The 14,214-nt window shown below is 38.8% G+C and carries 27 protein-coding genes; 22 read left to right on the top strand and 5 right to left on the bottom strand.

Features of this window, described 5'->3' with window-relative positions; translation table 11 throughout:
• The first annotated feature begins 9 nt into the window (after positions 1-9).
• From rplV to rplQ, 22 genes are all read left to right on the top strand, one after another.
• Complete coding sequence (gene rplV / locus A9G44_RS11710) at positions 10-342, top strand: 50S ribosomal protein L22 (RefSeq protein WP_034947997.1); 333 nt, start codon at positions 10-12, stop codon at positions 340-342.
• Positions 343-356: 14 nt separating this feature from the next.
• Positions 357-1,094, top strand: a complete 738-nt coding sequence (rpsC, locus tag A9G44_RS11715; protein WP_065561018.1) for a 30S ribosomal protein S3 — start codon at positions 357-359, stop codon at positions 1,092-1,094.
• Positions 1,095-1,106: 12 nt separating this feature from the next.
• A complete protein-coding gene (gene rplP, locus A9G44_RS11720; protein ID WP_034911153.1) occupies positions 1,107-1,517 on the top strand; it encodes a 50S ribosomal protein L16 in 411 nt (136 codons plus the stop codon).
• The gene (rpmC, locus tag A9G44_RS11725; RefSeq protein WP_034902373.1) at positions 1,518-1,709 is read left to right on the top strand and encodes a 50S ribosomal protein L29; all 192 of its coding nucleotides are present in this window, start codon (positions 1,518-1,520) and stop codon (positions 1,707-1,709) included.
• Between the two features lies 1 nt (position 1,710).
• Entirely contained in the window at positions 1,711-1,971 is a 261-nt protein-coding gene (rpsQ, locus tag A9G44_RS11730) for a 30S ribosomal protein S17 (protein WP_034911151.1), read from the top strand.
• A gap of 195 nt (positions 1,972-2,166) precedes the next feature.
• Complete coding sequence (gene rplN, locus A9G44_RS11735; RefSeq protein ID WP_025314392.1) at positions 2,167-2,538, top strand: 50S ribosomal protein L14; 372 nt, start codon at positions 2,167-2,169, stop codon at positions 2,536-2,538.
• A gap of 10 nt (positions 2,539-2,548) precedes the next feature.
• Positions 2,549-2,863 (top strand): 50S ribosomal protein L24, encoded by a 315-nt coding sequence (gene rplX / locus A9G44_RS11740; protein ID WP_034911150.1) that lies wholly within the window; start codon positions 2,549-2,551, stop codon positions 2,861-2,863.
• A gap of 17 nt (positions 2,864-2,880) precedes the next feature.
• Positions 2,881-3,420 (top strand): 50S ribosomal protein L5, encoded by a 540-nt coding sequence (rplE, locus tag A9G44_RS11745; protein WP_025314394.1) that lies wholly within the window; start codon positions 2,881-2,883, stop codon positions 3,418-3,420.
• A gap of 11 nt (positions 3,421-3,431) precedes the next feature.
• Positions 3,432-3,737: a 30S ribosomal protein S14 gene (gene rpsN / locus A9G44_RS11750; RefSeq protein WP_025314395.1), complete on the top strand. Its 306-nt coding sequence runs from the start codon at positions 3,432-3,434 to the stop codon at positions 3,735-3,737.
• Positions 3,738-3,754: 17 nt separating this feature from the next.
• Entirely contained in the window at positions 3,755-4,147 is a 393-nt protein-coding gene (gene rpsH, locus A9G44_RS11755; RefSeq protein ID WP_034911147.1) for a 30S ribosomal protein S8, read from the top strand.
• An 11-nt stretch (positions 4,148-4,158) separates the two neighbouring features.
• Entirely contained in the window at positions 4,159-4,692 is a 534-nt protein-coding gene (rplF, locus tag A9G44_RS11760; protein WP_034911144.1) for a 50S ribosomal protein L6, read from the top strand.
• 9 nt (positions 4,693-4,701) lie between these two features.
• Positions 4,702-5,055: a 50S ribosomal protein L18 gene (gene rplR / locus A9G44_RS11765; protein ID WP_025314398.1), complete on the top strand. Its 354-nt coding sequence runs from the start codon at positions 4,702-4,704 to the stop codon at positions 5,053-5,055.
• A gap of 14 nt (positions 5,056-5,069) precedes the next feature.
• Positions 5,070-5,570, top strand: coding sequence for a 30S ribosomal protein S5 (gene rpsE, locus A9G44_RS11770; protein WP_034911141.1), 501 nt, complete (start codon positions 5,070-5,072; stop codon positions 5,568-5,570).
• Between the two features lie 6 nt (positions 5,571-5,576).
• Positions 5,577-5,756 (top strand): 50S ribosomal protein L30, encoded by a 180-nt coding sequence (gene rpmD, locus A9G44_RS11775; RefSeq protein ID WP_025314400.1) that lies wholly within the window; start codon positions 5,577-5,579, stop codon positions 5,754-5,756.
• A gap of 5 nt (positions 5,757-5,761) precedes the next feature.
• Positions 5,762-6,196, top strand: coding sequence for a 50S ribosomal protein L15 (rplO, locus tag A9G44_RS11780; protein WP_034911140.1), 435 nt, complete (start codon positions 5,762-5,764; stop codon positions 6,194-6,196).
• Between the two features lie 8 nt (positions 6,197-6,204).
• Entirely contained in the window at positions 6,205-7,545 is a 1,341-nt protein-coding gene (gene secY / locus A9G44_RS11785) for a preprotein translocase subunit SecY (RefSeq protein WP_065574254.1), read from the top strand.
• A gap of 26 nt (positions 7,546-7,571) precedes the next feature.
• Positions 7,572-7,685 carry a 50S ribosomal protein L36 gene (rpmJ, locus tag A9G44_RS11790; protein ID WP_025314403.1) on the top strand — a complete coding sequence of 38 codons (114 nt, stop codon included), beginning with the start codon at positions 7,572-7,574 and terminating at the stop codon, positions 7,683-7,685.
• 169 nt (positions 7,686-7,854) lie between these two features.
• Positions 7,855-8,211: a 30S ribosomal protein S13 gene (gene rpsM, locus A9G44_RS11795; RefSeq protein ID WP_025314404.1), complete on the top strand. Its 357-nt coding sequence runs from the start codon at positions 7,855-7,857 to the stop codon at positions 8,209-8,211.
• A gap of 15 nt (positions 8,212-8,226) precedes the next feature.
• Positions 8,227-8,616, top strand: coding sequence for a 30S ribosomal protein S11 (rpsK, locus tag A9G44_RS11800; protein WP_025314405.1), 390 nt, complete (start codon positions 8,227-8,229; stop codon positions 8,614-8,616).
• 41 nt (positions 8,617-8,657) lie between these two features.
• A complete protein-coding gene (rpsD, locus tag A9G44_RS11805; RefSeq protein ID WP_034911134.1) occupies positions 8,658-9,278 on the top strand; it encodes a 30S ribosomal protein S4 in 621 nt (206 codons plus the stop codon).
• A gap of 25 nt (positions 9,279-9,303) precedes the next feature.
• Positions 9,304-10,293, top strand: coding sequence for a DNA-directed RNA polymerase subunit alpha (locus A9G44_RS11810; RefSeq protein WP_034911133.1), 990 nt, complete (start codon positions 9,304-9,306; stop codon positions 10,291-10,293).
• 29 nt (positions 10,294-10,322) lie between these two features.
• On the top strand, positions 10,323-10,709 hold the full coding sequence (gene rplQ / locus A9G44_RS11815; RefSeq protein WP_034911131.1) for a 50S ribosomal protein L17: 387 nt from the start codon (positions 10,323-10,325) through the stop codon (positions 10,707-10,709).
• Positions 10,710-10,881: 172 nt separating this feature from the next.
• On the opposite strand, the gene A9G44_RS11820 is transcribed toward rplQ, so the two are convergent.
• From A9G44_RS11820 to A9G44_RS11840, 5 genes are all read right to left on the bottom strand, one after another.
• A complete protein-coding gene (locus tag A9G44_RS11820; protein WP_034911129.1) occupies positions 10,882-11,085 on the bottom strand; it encodes a SlyX family protein in 204 nt (67 codons plus the stop codon).
• A 54-nt stretch (positions 11,086-11,139) separates the two neighbouring features.
• Positions 11,140-11,811, bottom strand: coding sequence for a RadC family protein (radC, locus tag A9G44_RS11825; RefSeq protein WP_034911128.1), 672 nt, complete (start codon positions 11,809-11,811; stop codon positions 11,140-11,142).
• Between the two features lie 130 nt (positions 11,812-11,941).
• Positions 11,942-12,907, bottom strand: a complete 966-nt coding sequence (locus A9G44_RS11830; RefSeq protein WP_065611194.1) for an IS30 family transposase — start codon at positions 12,905-12,907, stop codon at positions 11,942-11,944.
• Between the two features lie 154 nt (positions 12,908-13,061).
• Positions 13,062-13,637 carry a peptidylprolyl isomerase gene (gene slyD, locus A9G44_RS11835; RefSeq protein ID WP_034911126.1) on the bottom strand — a complete coding sequence of 192 codons (576 nt, stop codon included), beginning with the start codon at positions 13,635-13,637 and terminating at the stop codon, positions 13,062-13,064.
• A 168-nt stretch (positions 13,638-13,805) separates the two neighbouring features.
• Positions 13,806-14,214: SDR family oxidoreductase (locus tag A9G44_RS11840; RefSeq protein WP_143426406.1), on the bottom strand; the 409-nt coding region annotated here is incomplete at its 5' end.

A 14,214-nucleotide genomic window follows, 5' to 3' on the forward strand; every position in this document is an offset into this window, starting at 1 on the left:
GAGAAAGAGATGGAAACAATTGCAAAGTACCGCCACGCTCGTTCTTCTGCACAAAAAGTTCGCTTAGTTGCAGATCTTGTTCGCGGTAAGAATGTGTCTCAGGCACTAGATATTTTAACGTACACCAATAAAAAAGCGGCTGTACTTGTTAAAAAAGTATTAGAGTCTGCTATTGCTAATGCAGAGCATAACGATGGTGCTGATATTGATGATCTAAAAGTTGCGAAGATTTTCGTAGATGAAGGCCCAACCATGAAGCGTATTATGCCTCGTGCGAAAGGTCGTGCAGATCGAATTTTGAAGCGTACGAGTCACATCACCGTGATCGTTTCAGATCGCTAGGCTGGAGAATAGCAATGGGTCAAAAAGTAAATCCAAATGGTATCCGATTAGGCATTGTCAAGCCTTGGACATCTACATGGTATTCGGGTACAAAGACATTCGCTGATAATTTAGAAAGTGATTTTAGAGTGCGTGAATTCTTAAATAAAGAATTATCTCAAGCGTCAATCTCTAAGATTGTTATCGACCGTTCAGCAGAAACTAACGTTCGTATTACTATTCACACTGCTCGTCCGGGTATTGTGATAGGTAAAAAAGGCGAGGACGTTGAAAAATTACGTAATGCCGTAGCTTCTATTGTCAATAAATATAAAGACAAAAGAGAAAAACGTGATGTAGCAGTACAAATTAATATTGCTGAAGTTCGTAAACCAGAACTTGATGCTAAATTAGTTGCTGATAGCATTACTTCTCAATTAGAACGCCGCGTTATGTTCCGTCGAGCTATGAAACGTGCGGTTCAAAATGCAATGAAGGCGGGTGCTAAAGGTATCAAAGTCGAAGTAAGTGGTCGTTTAGGCGGTGCTGAAATTGCTCGTAGCGAATGGTATCGTGAAGGTCGTGTACCTTTACATACATTACGGGCTGATATTGACTATGGTTTATCTGAAGCATTAACTACCTATGGTATTATTGGTGTTAAAGTGTGGATCTTCAAAGGTGAGATCCTTGGTGGTATGGCTGCCGTTGAACAAGCAGAAAAACAACCTGCTGCTCAACCGAAAAAGCAGCGAAAAGGCCGAAAACAATAAGGAGCGTCGCTGATGTTACAACCAAAGCGTACAAAATTCCGTAAAGTGCACAAGGGCCGCAATCGTGGTCTTGCTGTAAGTACTGATGTTAGTTTCGGTACATTCGGTCTTAAGGCTGTAGGTCGTGGTCGTTTGACTGCGCGCCAGATCGAAGCAGCACGTCGTGCAATGACTCGTGCAGTTAAGCGTCAAGGTAAAATCTGGATTCGAGTTTTCCCTGATAAACCAATTACCGAAAAACCACTTGCAGTGCGTATGGGTAAAGGTAAGGGTAACGTTGAATACTGGGTTGCTCAGATTCAACCAGGTAAAGTCCTCTATGAAATGGACGGTGTACCGGAAGAAGTTGCTCGTGAAGCATTTGCGTTGGCAGCTGCAAAACTGCCAATTAAAACCACCTTTGTGATTAAGACGGTGATGTAAATGAAAGCAAAAGAGCTACGCGAAAAAAGCGTTGAAGAGTTAAATACTGAACTTCTTAATTTATTACGTGAGCAATTTAACTTGCGTATGCAATTAGCTGGAGGTCAGTTAACACAGACTCATATGTTAAAACAAGTGCGTCGTAATATTGCACGAGTTAAAACATTATTAACTGAAAAGGCGGGTGCGTAATATGACTACTGAAGTAAAAATTCGTACTCAGCAAGGTCGTGTTATTAGCGACAAAATGGATAAATCTATTACTGTAGCTATTGAACGTAAAGTGAAGCATCCGTTATATGGTAAGTTCATTAAACGTACGACTAAATTGCATGTACATGATGAAAACAACGAGTGTGGTATTGGTGATACTGTTGAAATTAAAGAGTGTCGTCCATTATCAAAAACCAAATCTTGGACTCTTGTTCGAATCGTTGAAAAAGCAGTTATTTAATTTTTTTTGATTAAAAACTGTACATAATATAATAAACGGCTCAACGGCCGTTTATTTTATGCTATCCATTTTATTTGAGTGGTGTTATACTATGCACCCTCACTTAAGTGGGTTTTTGGTTGTCTATTCTTATCCATGGTAGTTGAAGTGGATGAAGGTAGATTAGACAATAATTAATTTATACGGAGCATTAAAATGATCCAAGAACAGACTAGGCTAGATGTTGCCGATAACTCTGGCGCACGTAGCGTAATGTGTATCAAGGTTCTCGGTGGATCGCACCGTCGTTATGCAGCTGTAGGCGATATCATCAAAGTTACCATTAAAGAAGCCATTCCGCGTGGTAAAGTTAAAAAAGGTGATGTACTTAAAGCTGTTGTTGTGCGCACTAGAAAAGGTGTTCGTCGCCCTGATGGATCTGTCATTCGTTTCGATCGCAATGCTTGTGTTATTTTAAATAATAACAGTGAGCAACCGATTGGTACGCGTATTTTTGGACCGGTCACTCGTGAACTTCGCTCTGAGAAGTTTATGAAGATCATTTCATTAGCACCAGAAGTACTGTAAGGAGCGGGTAATGGCAGCGAAAATCCGTCGAGAAGATGAAGTTATCGTGTTAACTGGCAAAGATAAAGGTAAACGCGGTAAAGTTAAGAGTGTTTTGTCTACAGGCAAAGTGATTGTTGAAGGTATCAATTTGGTGAAAAAACATCAAAAACCAGTACCAGCATTAAATCAAGAAGGTGGAATTGTTGAAAAAGAAGCAGCTATCAATGTTTCTAATGTGGCAATTTTTAATCCATCTACTGGCAAAGCAGATCGCGTAGGCTTTCGTATTGAAGACGGTAAAAAAGTCCGTTTTTATAAGTCTACTAATGAATTAATCAATTAAGTAATTTGGAGTGTACGATGGCGAAACTGCATGATTACTACAAAGCACAGGTAGTAAATAAACTGCAAGAACAGTTTGGCTACAAATCTGTCATGCAAGTCCCTCGGATCGAAAAGATCACCTTGAATATGGGTGTGGGTGAAGCAATTACTGATAAGAAATTATTAGATAATGCTGTTGCAGATTTAGCTGCAATCAGTGGTCAAAAACCACTAGTCACTAAAGCACGCAAATCAGTTGCTGGTTTTAAAATCCGTCAAGGGTATCCTATTGGTTGTAAAGTCACTTTACGTGGCGAACGTATGTGGGAATTTTTTGAGCGTCTAGTTTATATTGCCCTTCCTCGTACTCGAGATTTTCGCGGTTTAAGTGCAAAATCTTTTGATGGTCGTGGTAACTATAGCATGGGTGTTCGTGAGCAAATCGTTTTCCCTGAAATCGATTATGACAAAGTTGATCGTGTTCGTGGTTTAGATATTACTATCACCACTACTGCACAATCAGATGAAGAAGGCCGAGCTTTATTATCTGCCTTTAACTTCCCATTTCGTAAGTAAGGTAGGGCATAATGGCTAAACAATCAATGATTGAACGCGATAAGAAACGCGTAAAGCTAGCAGAGAAATATTTTGCAAAGCGTCAAGAATTAAAAGCGATTATCTCTGATCTTAATGCATCAGATGAAGATCGTTGGAATGCAGTGCTTAAATTGCAAACGCTTCCTCGTGATTCTAGTCCATCACGTCAACGTCGTCGTTGTCGTCAAACTGGTCGTCCTCATGGCGTCCTTCGTAAGTTTGGTTTAAGCCGTATTAAGGTTCGTGAGTCAGCCATGCGTGGTGAGATTCCTGGTCTTAAAAAGGCAAGTTGGTAATCAGGGGAGTGTTATAGATGAGCATGCAAGATCCTATAGCAGATATGTTGACCCGTATTCGTAATGGTCAATCTGCGAATAAAGTTGCAGTCACCATGCCTTCCTCTAAGCTAAAAGTGGCAATTGCCAATGTGCTAAAAGAAGAAGGTTATATTGGGGACTTTAAAGTTGTTGGTGACACTAAGCCAGAACTGGAAATTACTTTAAAATATTTCCAAGGTAAAGCTGTTGTAGAAAGTATCAAACGTGTTAGCCGTCCAGGTTTACGTATTTATAAACGTAAAGATGAATTGCCGAAAGTTATGGCAGGATTAGGTATCGCAGTTGTTTCTACTTCTAAAGGTGTTATGACTGATCGTGCAGCACGCCAAGCAGGTCTTGGTGGTGAAATTATCTGCTACGTAGCGTAAGGGAGAAAAGAATGTCTCGTGTTGCAAAAGCACCTGTCGTTGTTCCTGCTGGCGTAGAGGTAAAACTCAATGGTCAGGTAATTACGATTAAAGGTAAAAATGGCGAATTATCTCGCACAATAAATAATGCTGTTGTGATTAATCAAGAAGAAGGACAAATTAAATTTGCTCCTCGTGATGGTTTTGCAGATGCTTGGGCTCAAGCTGGAACTGCGCGTGCTTTGATTAATTCAATGGTTATTGGTGTTACTGAAGGTTTTACTAAAAAACTTCAGCTAGTTGGTGTCGGTTATCGTGCACAAGTGAAAGGTAATACAATTAGTTTATCTCTTGGATATTCACATCCAATTGAACATCAATTACCTGCAGGTGTAACAGCTGAATGTCCATCTCAAACTGAAATCGTATTAAAAAGTACTGATAAACAGTTAATTGGGCAAGTAGCTGCTGATATCCGTGCTTATCGTCGTCCTGAACCTTATAAAGGTAAAGGTGTTCGTTACGCAGATGAAGTTGTGCGTACTAAAGAAGCTAAGAAAAAGTAAGGTAACACTATGGATAAGAAATCAGCTCGTATCCGTCGTGCAACTAAAGCGCGTCGCAAGATGCATGAACTACTTGCAACTCGCTTGGTAGTTCACCGCACTCCGCGTCATATTTATGCGCAGATTATCGCACCAAACGGATCAGAAGTACTGGCAGCCGCTTCTACATTAGAAAAAGCTATCAGTGAAAGTTTAAAATACACAGGAAACAAAGACGCTGCAGCAGCAGTTGGTAAAGCAATTGCTGAACGTGCGTTAGCAAAAGATATCAAAGAAGTTTCATTTGATCGTTCAGGTTTCCAATATCATGGTCGAGTTCAGGCGCTAGCAGATGCTGCTCGCGAAGCTGGCCTACAGTTCTAAGGTAGGAGTTAAAGATGTCAAACATCGAAAAACAAGCTGGTGAACTGCAGGAAAAACTAATCGCAGTTAACCGAGTTTCTAAAACCGTAAAAGGTGGTCGTATTTTTAGTTTTTCTGCACTAACAGTTGTTGGTGACGGTAATGGACGCGTAGGTTTTGGATATGGTAAAGCACGTGAAGTGCCAGCAGCAATCCAAAAAGCAATGGAAAAAGCACGTCGCAATATGATTAATGTTGCTTTAAATAACGATACTTTACAGCATCCTGTTAAAGGTGCTCACACAGGCTCTCGTGTTTATATGCAACCAGCATCAGAAGGTACAGGTATTATCGCCGGTGGTGCGATGCGTGCAGTTTTAGAAGTTGCTGGAGTTCGTAACGTTCTAGCTAAAGCATATGGTTCTACTAACCCAATTAATGTGGTTCGTGCAACTATTGATGGCTTAGAAAGTATGAAATCACCAGAAATGGTTGCTGCTAAACGTGGTAAAACCGTCGAAGAAATTTTGGGGTAATTAACCATGGCAAAAACAATTAAAATTACACAAACTCGTAGTTCTATAGGTCGTCTGCCTAAGCATAAAGCGACATTAGTAGGTCTAGGATTACGTCGTATTGGTCATACTGTTGAGCGTGAGGATACTCCTGCAATTCGTGGTATGGTAAACCAAGTTTATTACATGGTTAAAGTAGAGGAGTAATAGTAATGCGTTTAAATACTTTATCTCCTGCTGAAGGTTCAAAGCATGCACCAAAACGTCTGGGTCGAGGAATCGGTTCAGGATTAGGTAAAACTGGTACTCGTGGTATTAAAGGTCAAAAATCTCGTTCAGGTGGTGGCGTTCGTCGCGGCTTTGAAGGTGGTCAAATGCCTTTATATCGTCGTTTACCAAAATTTGGTTTTACCTCACGTAAAGCTAAAGTTACAGCTCAAGTTCGCCTTTCAGATTTAATGAAAGTCGAAGGCGATATTGTTGACCTAAATAGCTTAAAAGTTGCAAATGTGATTAATTCACATATCGAATATGCAAAAATCATGTTATCTGGAGAAGTAACCAAACCAGTAACTATTCGCGGTATTCGAGTAACTAAAGGTGCTAAAGCTGCAATTGAAGCTGCTGGCGGAAAAATTGAGGAATAATTAGAAAGATGGCAAAGCAACCAGGATTAGATTTTCAAAGTACACGAGGCGGTAGTGGTGAGCTTAAAAGACGCTTGATGTTTGTGCTTTTAGCGCTTATTGTTTTTCGTCTTGGTTCTTATATTCCGGTTCCTGGTATTGATACTAAGGCGTTATCGGACCTACTAACACAAGCATCGTCAAATGGTATTGTTGGTATGTTCAATATGTTCTCTGGTGGTGCTTTAAGCCGTGCTTCAATTTTTGCATTAGGGATAATGCCTTATATTTCCGCATCAATTATCGTGCAGTTATTAACGGCAATTAGCCCTAAGTTAGCAGAATTGAAGAAAGAAGGTGAATCAGGTCGTAAAAAAATTAGTCAGTACACTCGTTATGGCACACTTGCTTTAGCAATAGTACAGGCTGTTGGTATTTCAACTGGTTTACCAAATATTCCTGGTTATGAACATGTTGTAATTAATCCAGGATTTTCTTTCTATTTTATTGCATCGGTTAGCTTAGTTACTGGCACTATGTTTCTTATGTGGTTGGGCGAACAAATCACCGAACGAGGTGTAGGTAATGGTATTTCTATCATTATCTTTGCTGGTATTGTGGCAAGTCTTCCTCATGCTATTTATGAAACAATTGAACAAGCTCGCTCTGGTTCATTGCATCCGATTTTATTATTGGTTGTTGCTGCATTAGTGGTTGGTGTAACTTATTTTGTTGTATTTGTTGAACGTGGTCAGCGTCGAATTGTTGTTAACTATGCGCAACGACAACAAGGTCGTCGTGTTTACGCAGCACAAAGCACACACTTACCATTAAAGATTAATATGGCAGGAGTTATTCCGGCGATATTTGCCTCGACAATTGCTATGTTACCATCAATGATGGCTTCTTGGTTCCAAGGAGATGGTGAAGGATGGAGATATTTTATTGTACTTATCGGTCAATACTTCAATCATGATCAACCGTTATACATAATCTTTTTTGCGGCGGCGATTATCTTCTTTTGTTTCTTCTATACAGCATTGGTTTTTAACCCAAGAGAAACAGCAGATCAGCTAAAAAAATCTGGTGCATTTATTCCAGGTATCCGTCCAGGTGAACAAACATCTAAGTATATTGACAAGGTAATGACTCGTTTAACGCTAATTGGCGCAATCTACATTACTTTTGTATGTTTGGTTCCAATGTTTATGACAAGCGCAATGAAGGTTCCAGTTCAATTTGGTGGGACATCGTTATTAATTGTTGTTGTTGTAATCATGGATTTTATGGCACAAGTACAGACTTTAATGATGCCAAATCGTTATGAGTCAGTGTTAAAGAAAGCGAATCTTAAAGGCTATGGCCGATAAGTTAGCCAGAAGTTACGGAGAAAAAAATGAAAGTTCGTGCTTCAGTCAAGAAATTATGCAGAAATTGTAAAATCATTAAACGCAATGGAATCGTTCGTGTTATTTGCGTTGAAGGTAAACACAAACAACGTCAAGGTTAATTTATTTAGCCGTAAAGTTGAGCTTTTGCATATTTTTCTTGCCAAAGTATAGTAAAGCTGGCTAGAATAGCCAGCCTAAATTTATTTGTAAATTCACTGTTTGAGTATCCTGAAAACGGGCTTTTCAGTATGGTGAATTTGCTAAACATTAACAATAAAGGAGTGCATAGTGGCCCGTATAGCAGGCATTAACATTCCTGATCAACAACATGCTGTAATTGCTTTACAAGCAATTTATGGTATTGGAAATACTCGTGCTAAGACAATTTGTGCTGAAGCTGGTATTCCTGAACATGTTAAGATCAGAGAACTATCTGAAGATCAGATTGAAAAGTTACGTGAACAAGTTGCTAAATTCACCGTTGAAGGTGATTTACGTCGTGAAGTAACTATGAGTATCAAGCGTTTATTAGACCTTGGTTGTTATCGTGGCATGCGTCACCGTCGTGGACTTCCTGTTCGCGGTCAACGCACAAAGACTAACGCTCGTACCCGCAAGGGACCGCGTAAGCCAATCAAGAAATAATTGAGGTATAATTAAATGGCAAAGACACCTGTTCGTACACGTAAACGTGTAAAAAAGCAAGTTTCTGATGGTATAGCTCATATTCATGCATCATTCAACAATACAATCGTAACTATTACCGATCGTCAAGGTAATGCGTTAGGTTGGGCAACCGCTGGTGGTTCTGGTTTCCGTGGCTCTCGTAAATCAACACCTTTTGCAGCTCAAGTGGCCGCAGAACGTTGTGCTGAAGCCGTCAAAGATTACGGAATTAAGAATCTGGAAGTTATGGTTAAAGGACCTGGTCCTGGTCGTGAGTCAACAATTCGCGCGTTAAATGCAGCGGGTTATCGCATCACTAACATTACTGATGTTACTCCGATTCCTCATAACGGTTGTCGTCCACCAAAGAAACGTCGTGTTTAATTTTTTAAACATTGAATGTTTAGGATTATTGGAGAAATAAAATGGCAAGATATTTGGGACCAAAACTCAAATTAAGTCGCCGTGAAGGTACAGATTTATTCCTTAAATCTGGCGTCCGAGCGATTGATAGTAAATGTAAATTAGAACAAGCTCCTGGACAACATGGTGCGCGTAAACCGCGTTTATCAGATTATGGTGTTCAGTTACGTGAAAAACAAAAAGTTAGACGTATTTATGGAATTTTAGAACGTCAATTCCGTAATTACTACAAAAGCGCAGCTCGAATTAAAGGCAATACTGGTGAAAACCTACTTGGTCTTTTAGAACGTCGCTTAGATAACGTTGTTTATCGCATGGGATTTGGCGCAACTCGTGCTGAAGCTCGTCAATTAGTTAGTCATAAAGCTGTTCTTGTTAATGGTCGTGTTGTGAATATTGCATCTTATCAAGTTTCACCTGAAGATGTGATTAGTGTTCGCGAAAAGTCAAAAAAACAAGCACGTATTAAAGCCGCTTTAGAGCTAGCTGAACAACGTGAAAAACCAACATGGTTAGAAGTTGATGCTAGCAAAATGGAAGGTGTATTTAAACGCTTACCAGAACGTTCAGATTTATCTGCTGATATCAACGAACATTTGATCGTCGAACTTTACTCTAAGTAAAGTTTAGCACTTAAGAGAGGACATAATGCAGGGTTCTGTAACAGAGTTTTTAAAACCTCACCTAGTTGATGTTGTTCAATACAGCCAAACACATGCTAAAGTGACTTTAGAGCCACTAGAACGTGGTTTTGGCCATACTTTAGGTAATGCACTACGCCGCATTTTATTATCATCTATGCCGGGATATGCAGTAACCGAAGTTGAAATTGACGGTGTTCTGCATGAGTACAGTACTAAAGAAGGCGTTCAAGAAGATGTACTTGATATTCTGCTTAATTTAAAAAAATTAGCAGTACGTGTACATACGAAAGATGATGTTATGCTGACTTTAAACAAATCGGGCATAGGTGCGGTAACAGCATCTGATATCACTCACGATGGTGATGTTGAAATTGTTAATCCTGATTTAGTGATTTGTCATCTTACTGATGCCAATGCTTCAATTAGTATGCGTATTCGTGTACAACGAGGACGTGGTTATGTCCCTGCTTCTGCTCGCGTTAAGTCAGAAGATGAAGAACGACCAATCGGTCGTCTGTTAGTTGACGCATGTTATAGCCCTGTAGAGCGCATTGCATATTCTGTTGATGCTGCTCGTGTGGAGCAACGTACGGATTTAGATAAACTTGTTATCGATATGGAAACTAATGGTACTATCGATCCAGAAGAATCTATTCGTCGTGCATCAACTATTTTGGCTGAACAACTTGAAGCTTTTGTTGATTTACGCGATGTACGTCAACCAGAAGTTAAAGAAGATAAACCGGAATTTGATCCAATCCTTTTACGTCCAGTAGATGATTTGGAATTAACTGTTCGGTCTGCTAATTGCTTAAAGGCAGAAGCAGTTCATTATATTGGTGATTTAGTACAACGTACCGAAGTTGAGTTACTTAAAACCCCTAATCTTGGTAAGAAATCACTTACTGAAATTAAGGACGTGCTCGCATCTCGTGGTTTATCTTTAGGCATGCGTCTTGAGAATTGGCCACCAGCAAGTATTGTTGAAGACTAAGATAAAATTTATATAAGAAGGATAAAGTTATGCGCCATCGTAAAAGTGGTCGTCAACTGAACCGAAATAGCAGCCATCGTCAAGCAATGTTTCGTAACATGACAAGTTCACTTGTTGAACATGAAATCATCAAAACTACATTGCCTAAAGCAAAAGAGTTGCGTCGTGTTGTTGAACCGTTAATTACGCTAGCCAAAAGCGATAGCGTAGCTAATCGCCGTCTGGCTTTTGCTCGTATCCGTGATAAAGATACAGTTAAAAAATTATTTTCAGATTTAGGTCCACGTTTTGCTACCCGTCCTGGCGGTTATGTACGTATTTTAAAATGTGGTTTCCGTGATGGAGATAATGCTCCAATGGCTTATATTGAATTAGTTGATCGTCCTGCAGCGGAAGAAGTAGCATCAGCTGAATAATAATAAATCATTGTGTATTAAAACCGGCTATATGCCGGTTTTTTATTTATTATTATATTTGAAAACTCAAATTGCTAACTTTCTTTGAGTTTAGTTAAATTTAAAAGATATCAAGATAAGATTAACAAATAGATGAATTGTTAAACGACAGTTATTTATCCCATAAATACAATTAATAGTGAGGTGGTGGTGTTTCTTCAGATAAATTAGCAATGTTTGAAGGTTGTGTTGCCTGTAGTTTTTGAGACAATAACGTTAATTGTTCTTTTAATTTGCTAACATCAGCTTGAAGGTTAGTTACCATTTGATTAAGTTCTTCGATGGTGATTTCTTGAAAAGCTACTTTGGTTTCAAGTAATTCTAATTGCTGGTTCATAAAATAAATTCATATATAGATTAGTTGATTAAATTACATTGTAAGTAAAAATAGTTACGAAATCCATCCATGCTCTGCAAAAGAGAAATATTCACCTTTACCTATAACAATATGATCTATGACTCGAATATCAACCAATTCACAAACTTCTTCTATTTTTTGTGTAAGATGGCGATCTGCCTGACTAGGTTCTGCCACACCTGAAGGATGATTATGTGCTAGAATCAATGCGGCTGCGTTATGTTGTAATGCTCGTCTAACAACTTCTCTTGGGTGGACTTCAACACAATTATAGGTACCGATAAACATATCTTCTGATGCTATGACGCGATTTTGATTATCTAAAAAAATAACCATAAAAACTTCACGATCTTTATTAGCCAATCGACTAGCTAAATAGTGATGTGTCAAAGATGACGATGTCAAAAAATTATCGGTAGTCATTTTAACTTTTAAATATCTATGAGAAAGTTCAACAACTGCTTTCAATTGTGTATATTTAGCCGTTCCCAATCCTTTCTTCTTGCAAAAATCATTATGGCTTGCATTAATTAAATTATAAAAAGAACCAAACTCATTTAATAGCTTTTGTGACAGTTCCAAAACAGGCAAATCTCGAGTGCCAGTGCGTAAAAAGAGAGCAAGTAATTCAGTATCACTGAGTGCTTCAACGCCAAATTTTAAAAGCTTCTCACGTGGCATTAATGCTATTGGTTGTGAAGGCATAGTTGCAGATCCCAATAATCGTAAAATAGAGATTATTAAAGGAAAAATTAGCAAAGCAAAATGATAATTTAAAATATTGGGAGTTGTTTCACAACTTATTAAGCAAAAACACAAAACAGAAGTAAATAACCTAGATTACACCATGAAGTGCAATTCTTCTTAACTCCTTAGAATAAAAATCGGCAGGGCTTTTAAACTTATGCCGTTTTCTTGGGCGTGTGTTCAATAGATATTGTATTTTCTTTATCTGTTTGTCGTCAACTAATGAAATGGCCGCTGACTTAGGTATAAACTGACGTATTAAGCCATTGGTGTTTTCATTTGTGCCTCTTTGCCAGCTTTTATAAGGCTCCGCAAAGTACACGGTAGTATTTAAATAATGCTCAATAGCATGATGATAATTAAATTCGGTTCCATTATCAAAGGTGATGCTTTTAACCATTTTTTTAAACGGCGTTAGCAATTTTATTATCATATCTCTCGTTTCGGAGGCGGTACGTTGATTAAGGCGCCCAATTAATACTAGCCCTGTTTTGCGTTCAACTAATGTCACCAATGCTTGCTTGTCTTTACGGCTAATAATCGTATCGCCCTCCCAATGTCCTCGCGTTTTCCGGCTTTCTACATAACTTGGACGTTGTTTAATTGACCGTTTATATCGGCGGTCTCCTTCTTTAATACTCGGTGCCTTACAATACCTATAGGCTTTGCCTTTTCGTCTTAGATAAGGTTTGAATTGTTCATAGCGCGCTTTATTTTGATAAAGATAGTTATAGATTGATTGGACGCTGACTTTCTTTAAACGTGCAGCAATCTGCTCTGGGCTGTAATAAAACATGAGGTATTTTTCAACTTGGCGCCATACCGAAGACGCTATTGGCTTACCATTACCGCTGTTTTTCCGCCTTTTCCTAGCTAGGGTTACCGCATCATGTGCTTGATAGGCCTGATTAGGTTTTGAGTTTCTTTTTATCTCTCGACTTATTGTCGAAGGATGTCTATTGAGTAGCTGGGCTATCTCTTTTTTATTCTTTCCGGCTTGTAATAATACGAAAATCTGGTATCTTTCCTTCCTAGAAAGGTGATTATAATACATAGCAATCTCCAAACTGTGGTGGTGCGAAGGTGCTAGTATAAATCACCTTTCTACTTTCTTCACTCCACCGTGTTTAAAATTGCACTTCATGTTTGAATCCAGGTAAAAAGCGCTATAGAGCGCTTTCTAAAATTTAATTTGAATTAATTAAGAATTAGTGACAACCACAACCACCATGGCCACCGCCACAGCAACCTGTGTTTTCATCATCTTCGTCTTCATGAGAATGGCCACCACAGCCACAACCGCCATGTCCGTGATCATGACCATGCTCACCATGAATATGCCCGTGAGCAATTTCATCTTCAGTAGCCTCACGAATAGCCAATACTTCAACGTGAAATTGTAAATCTTGTCCAGCTAACATATGGTTTCCATCAATAGTGATGGTATCGCCATCGATAGCGGTGATTTCAACGGGTAAAGAACCATGCTCGGTATCAGCAAAAAATCGCATACCAACTTCAAGTTCATCTACACCAACAAAAACGTCACGAGGAACATTTTGTACAAGAGCATCATTAAAATCCCCGTAAGCATTAATTAGCTCAACGTCAAATTTGTCGCCAATTTGGTGACCATCTAATGCGTTCTCAAGATCTTGTAGCAAGTTACCTGCGCCATGTAAATATTCTAATGGCGCTGTCGTAGTTGCTTCATCAACTAAAACACCGTCTTTAGTGCGAACTTGGTATGCTAAACTAACCACTGTATTTTTTGCTATTTTCATTTTTTCTCCAACAAACTTTTATTGAGCAAATTACATTAGATTTTAACGGAAAAAAGAGTATAAGTATTCTAAATTTTATATTTTTGTTCAAAATTTACCAAAAAAATAAAATAAAAAAGGCGCAAACATTTAAGGTTTAGCGCCTTTTTAACTTACATTGAGAACAGTTTATTTAAGTTCTAATTCATTCATCGCAGCGATGCTAAATCCACCGTCAACATGAATGACTTCACCTGTAATACCTGATGCTAAATCTGAACATAAAAATGCCGCTGAATTACCCACATCTTCGGTTGTCACAGTGCGACGGATTGGTGTTACTGATTCACAGTGAGATAACATTTTTTTGAAATCTTTAATACCCGATGCCGCCAGCGTACGAATAGGACCTGCTGAAATTGCATTAACACGGACACCTTCAGGACCCATAGCATTTGCCATATAACGCACATTTGCTTCTAGTGAGGCTTTAGCAAGTCCCATTACATTATAGTTAGGGATTGCACGCTCAGCACCAAGATAAGAAAGTGTCACTAATGCTGAATTTGGATTTAGCATTGAACGACATGCCTTAGCC

The sequence above is a fragment of the Gilliamella sp. Occ4-3 genome, assembly GCF_001690675.1.
Classification (GTDB): domain Bacteria; phylum Pseudomonadota; class Gammaproteobacteria; order Enterobacterales; family Orbaceae; genus Gilliamella; species Gilliamella bombi.

Coding starts and splice junctions, on each gene's coding strand:
- rplV (WP_034947997.1), top strand. CDS start 10: ATGGAAACAATTGCAAAGTACCGCCACGCTCGTTCTTCTGCACAAAAA.
- rpsC (WP_065561018.1), top strand. CDS start 357: ATGGGTCAAAAAGTAAATCCAAATGGTATCCGATTAGGCATTGTCAAG.
- rplP (WP_034911153.1), top strand. CDS start 1,107: ATGTTACAACCAAAGCGTACAAAATTCCGTAAAGTGCACAAGGGCCGC.
- rpmC (WP_034902373.1), top strand. CDS start 1,518: ATGAAAGCAAAAGAGCTACGCGAAAAAAGCGTTGAAGAGTTAAATACT.
- rpsQ (WP_034911151.1), top strand. CDS start 1,711: ATGACTACTGAAGTAAAAATTCGTACTCAGCAAGGTCGTGTTATTAGC.
- rplN (WP_025314392.1), top strand. CDS start 2,167: ATGATCCAAGAACAGACTAGGCTAGATGTTGCCGATAACTCTGGCGCA.
- rplX (WP_034911150.1), top strand. CDS start 2,549: ATGGCAGCGAAAATCCGTCGAGAAGATGAAGTTATCGTGTTAACTGGC.
- rplE (WP_025314394.1), top strand. CDS start 2,881: ATGGCGAAACTGCATGATTACTACAAAGCACAGGTAGTAAATAAACTG.
- rpsN (WP_025314395.1), top strand. CDS start 3,432: ATGGCTAAACAATCAATGATTGAACGCGATAAGAAACGCGTAAAGCTA.
- rpsH (WP_034911147.1), top strand. CDS start 3,755: ATGAGCATGCAAGATCCTATAGCAGATATGTTGACCCGTATTCGTAAT.
- rplF (WP_034911144.1), top strand. CDS start 4,159: ATGTCTCGTGTTGCAAAAGCACCTGTCGTTGTTCCTGCTGGCGTAGAG.
- rplR (WP_025314398.1), top strand. CDS start 4,702: ATGGATAAGAAATCAGCTCGTATCCGTCGTGCAACTAAAGCGCGTCGC.
- rpsE (WP_034911141.1), top strand. CDS start 5,070: ATGTCAAACATCGAAAAACAAGCTGGTGAACTGCAGGAAAAACTAATC.
- rpmD (WP_025314400.1), top strand. CDS start 5,577: ATGGCAAAAACAATTAAAATTACACAAACTCGTAGTTCTATAGGTCGT.
- rplO (WP_034911140.1), top strand. CDS start 5,762: ATGCGTTTAAATACTTTATCTCCTGCTGAAGGTTCAAAGCATGCACCA.
- secY (WP_065574254.1), top strand. CDS start 6,205: ATGGCAAAGCAACCAGGATTAGATTTTCAAAGTACACGAGGCGGTAGT.
- rpmJ (WP_025314403.1), top strand. CDS start 7,572: ATGAAAGTTCGTGCTTCAGTCAAGAAATTATGCAGAAATTGTAAAATC.
- rpsK (WP_025314405.1), top strand. CDS start 8,227: ATGGCAAAGACACCTGTTCGTACACGTAAACGTGTAAAAAAGCAAGTT.
- rpsD (WP_034911134.1), top strand. CDS start 8,658: ATGGCAAGATATTTGGGACCAAAACTCAAATTAAGTCGCCGTGAAGGT.
- A9G44_RS11810 (WP_034911133.1), top strand. CDS start 9,304: ATGCAGGGTTCTGTAACAGAGTTTTTAAAACCTCACCTAGTTGATGTT.
- rplQ (WP_034911131.1), top strand. CDS start 10,323: ATGCGCCATCGTAAAAGTGGTCGTCAACTGAACCGAAATAGCAGCCAT.
- A9G44_RS11820 (WP_034911129.1), bottom strand. CDS start 11,085: ATGAACCAGCAATTAGAATTACTTGAAACCAAAGTAGCTTTTCAAGAA.
- radC (WP_034911128.1), bottom strand. CDS start 11,811: ATGCCTTCACAACCAATAGCATTAATGCCACGTGAGAAGCTTTTAAAA.
- A9G44_RS11830 (WP_065611194.1), bottom strand. CDS start 12,907: ATGTATTATAATCACCTTTCTAGGAAGGAAAGATACCAGATTTTCGTA.
- slyD (WP_034911126.1), bottom strand. CDS start 13,637: ATGAAAATAGCAAAAAATACAGTGGTTAGTTTAGCATACCAAGTTCGC.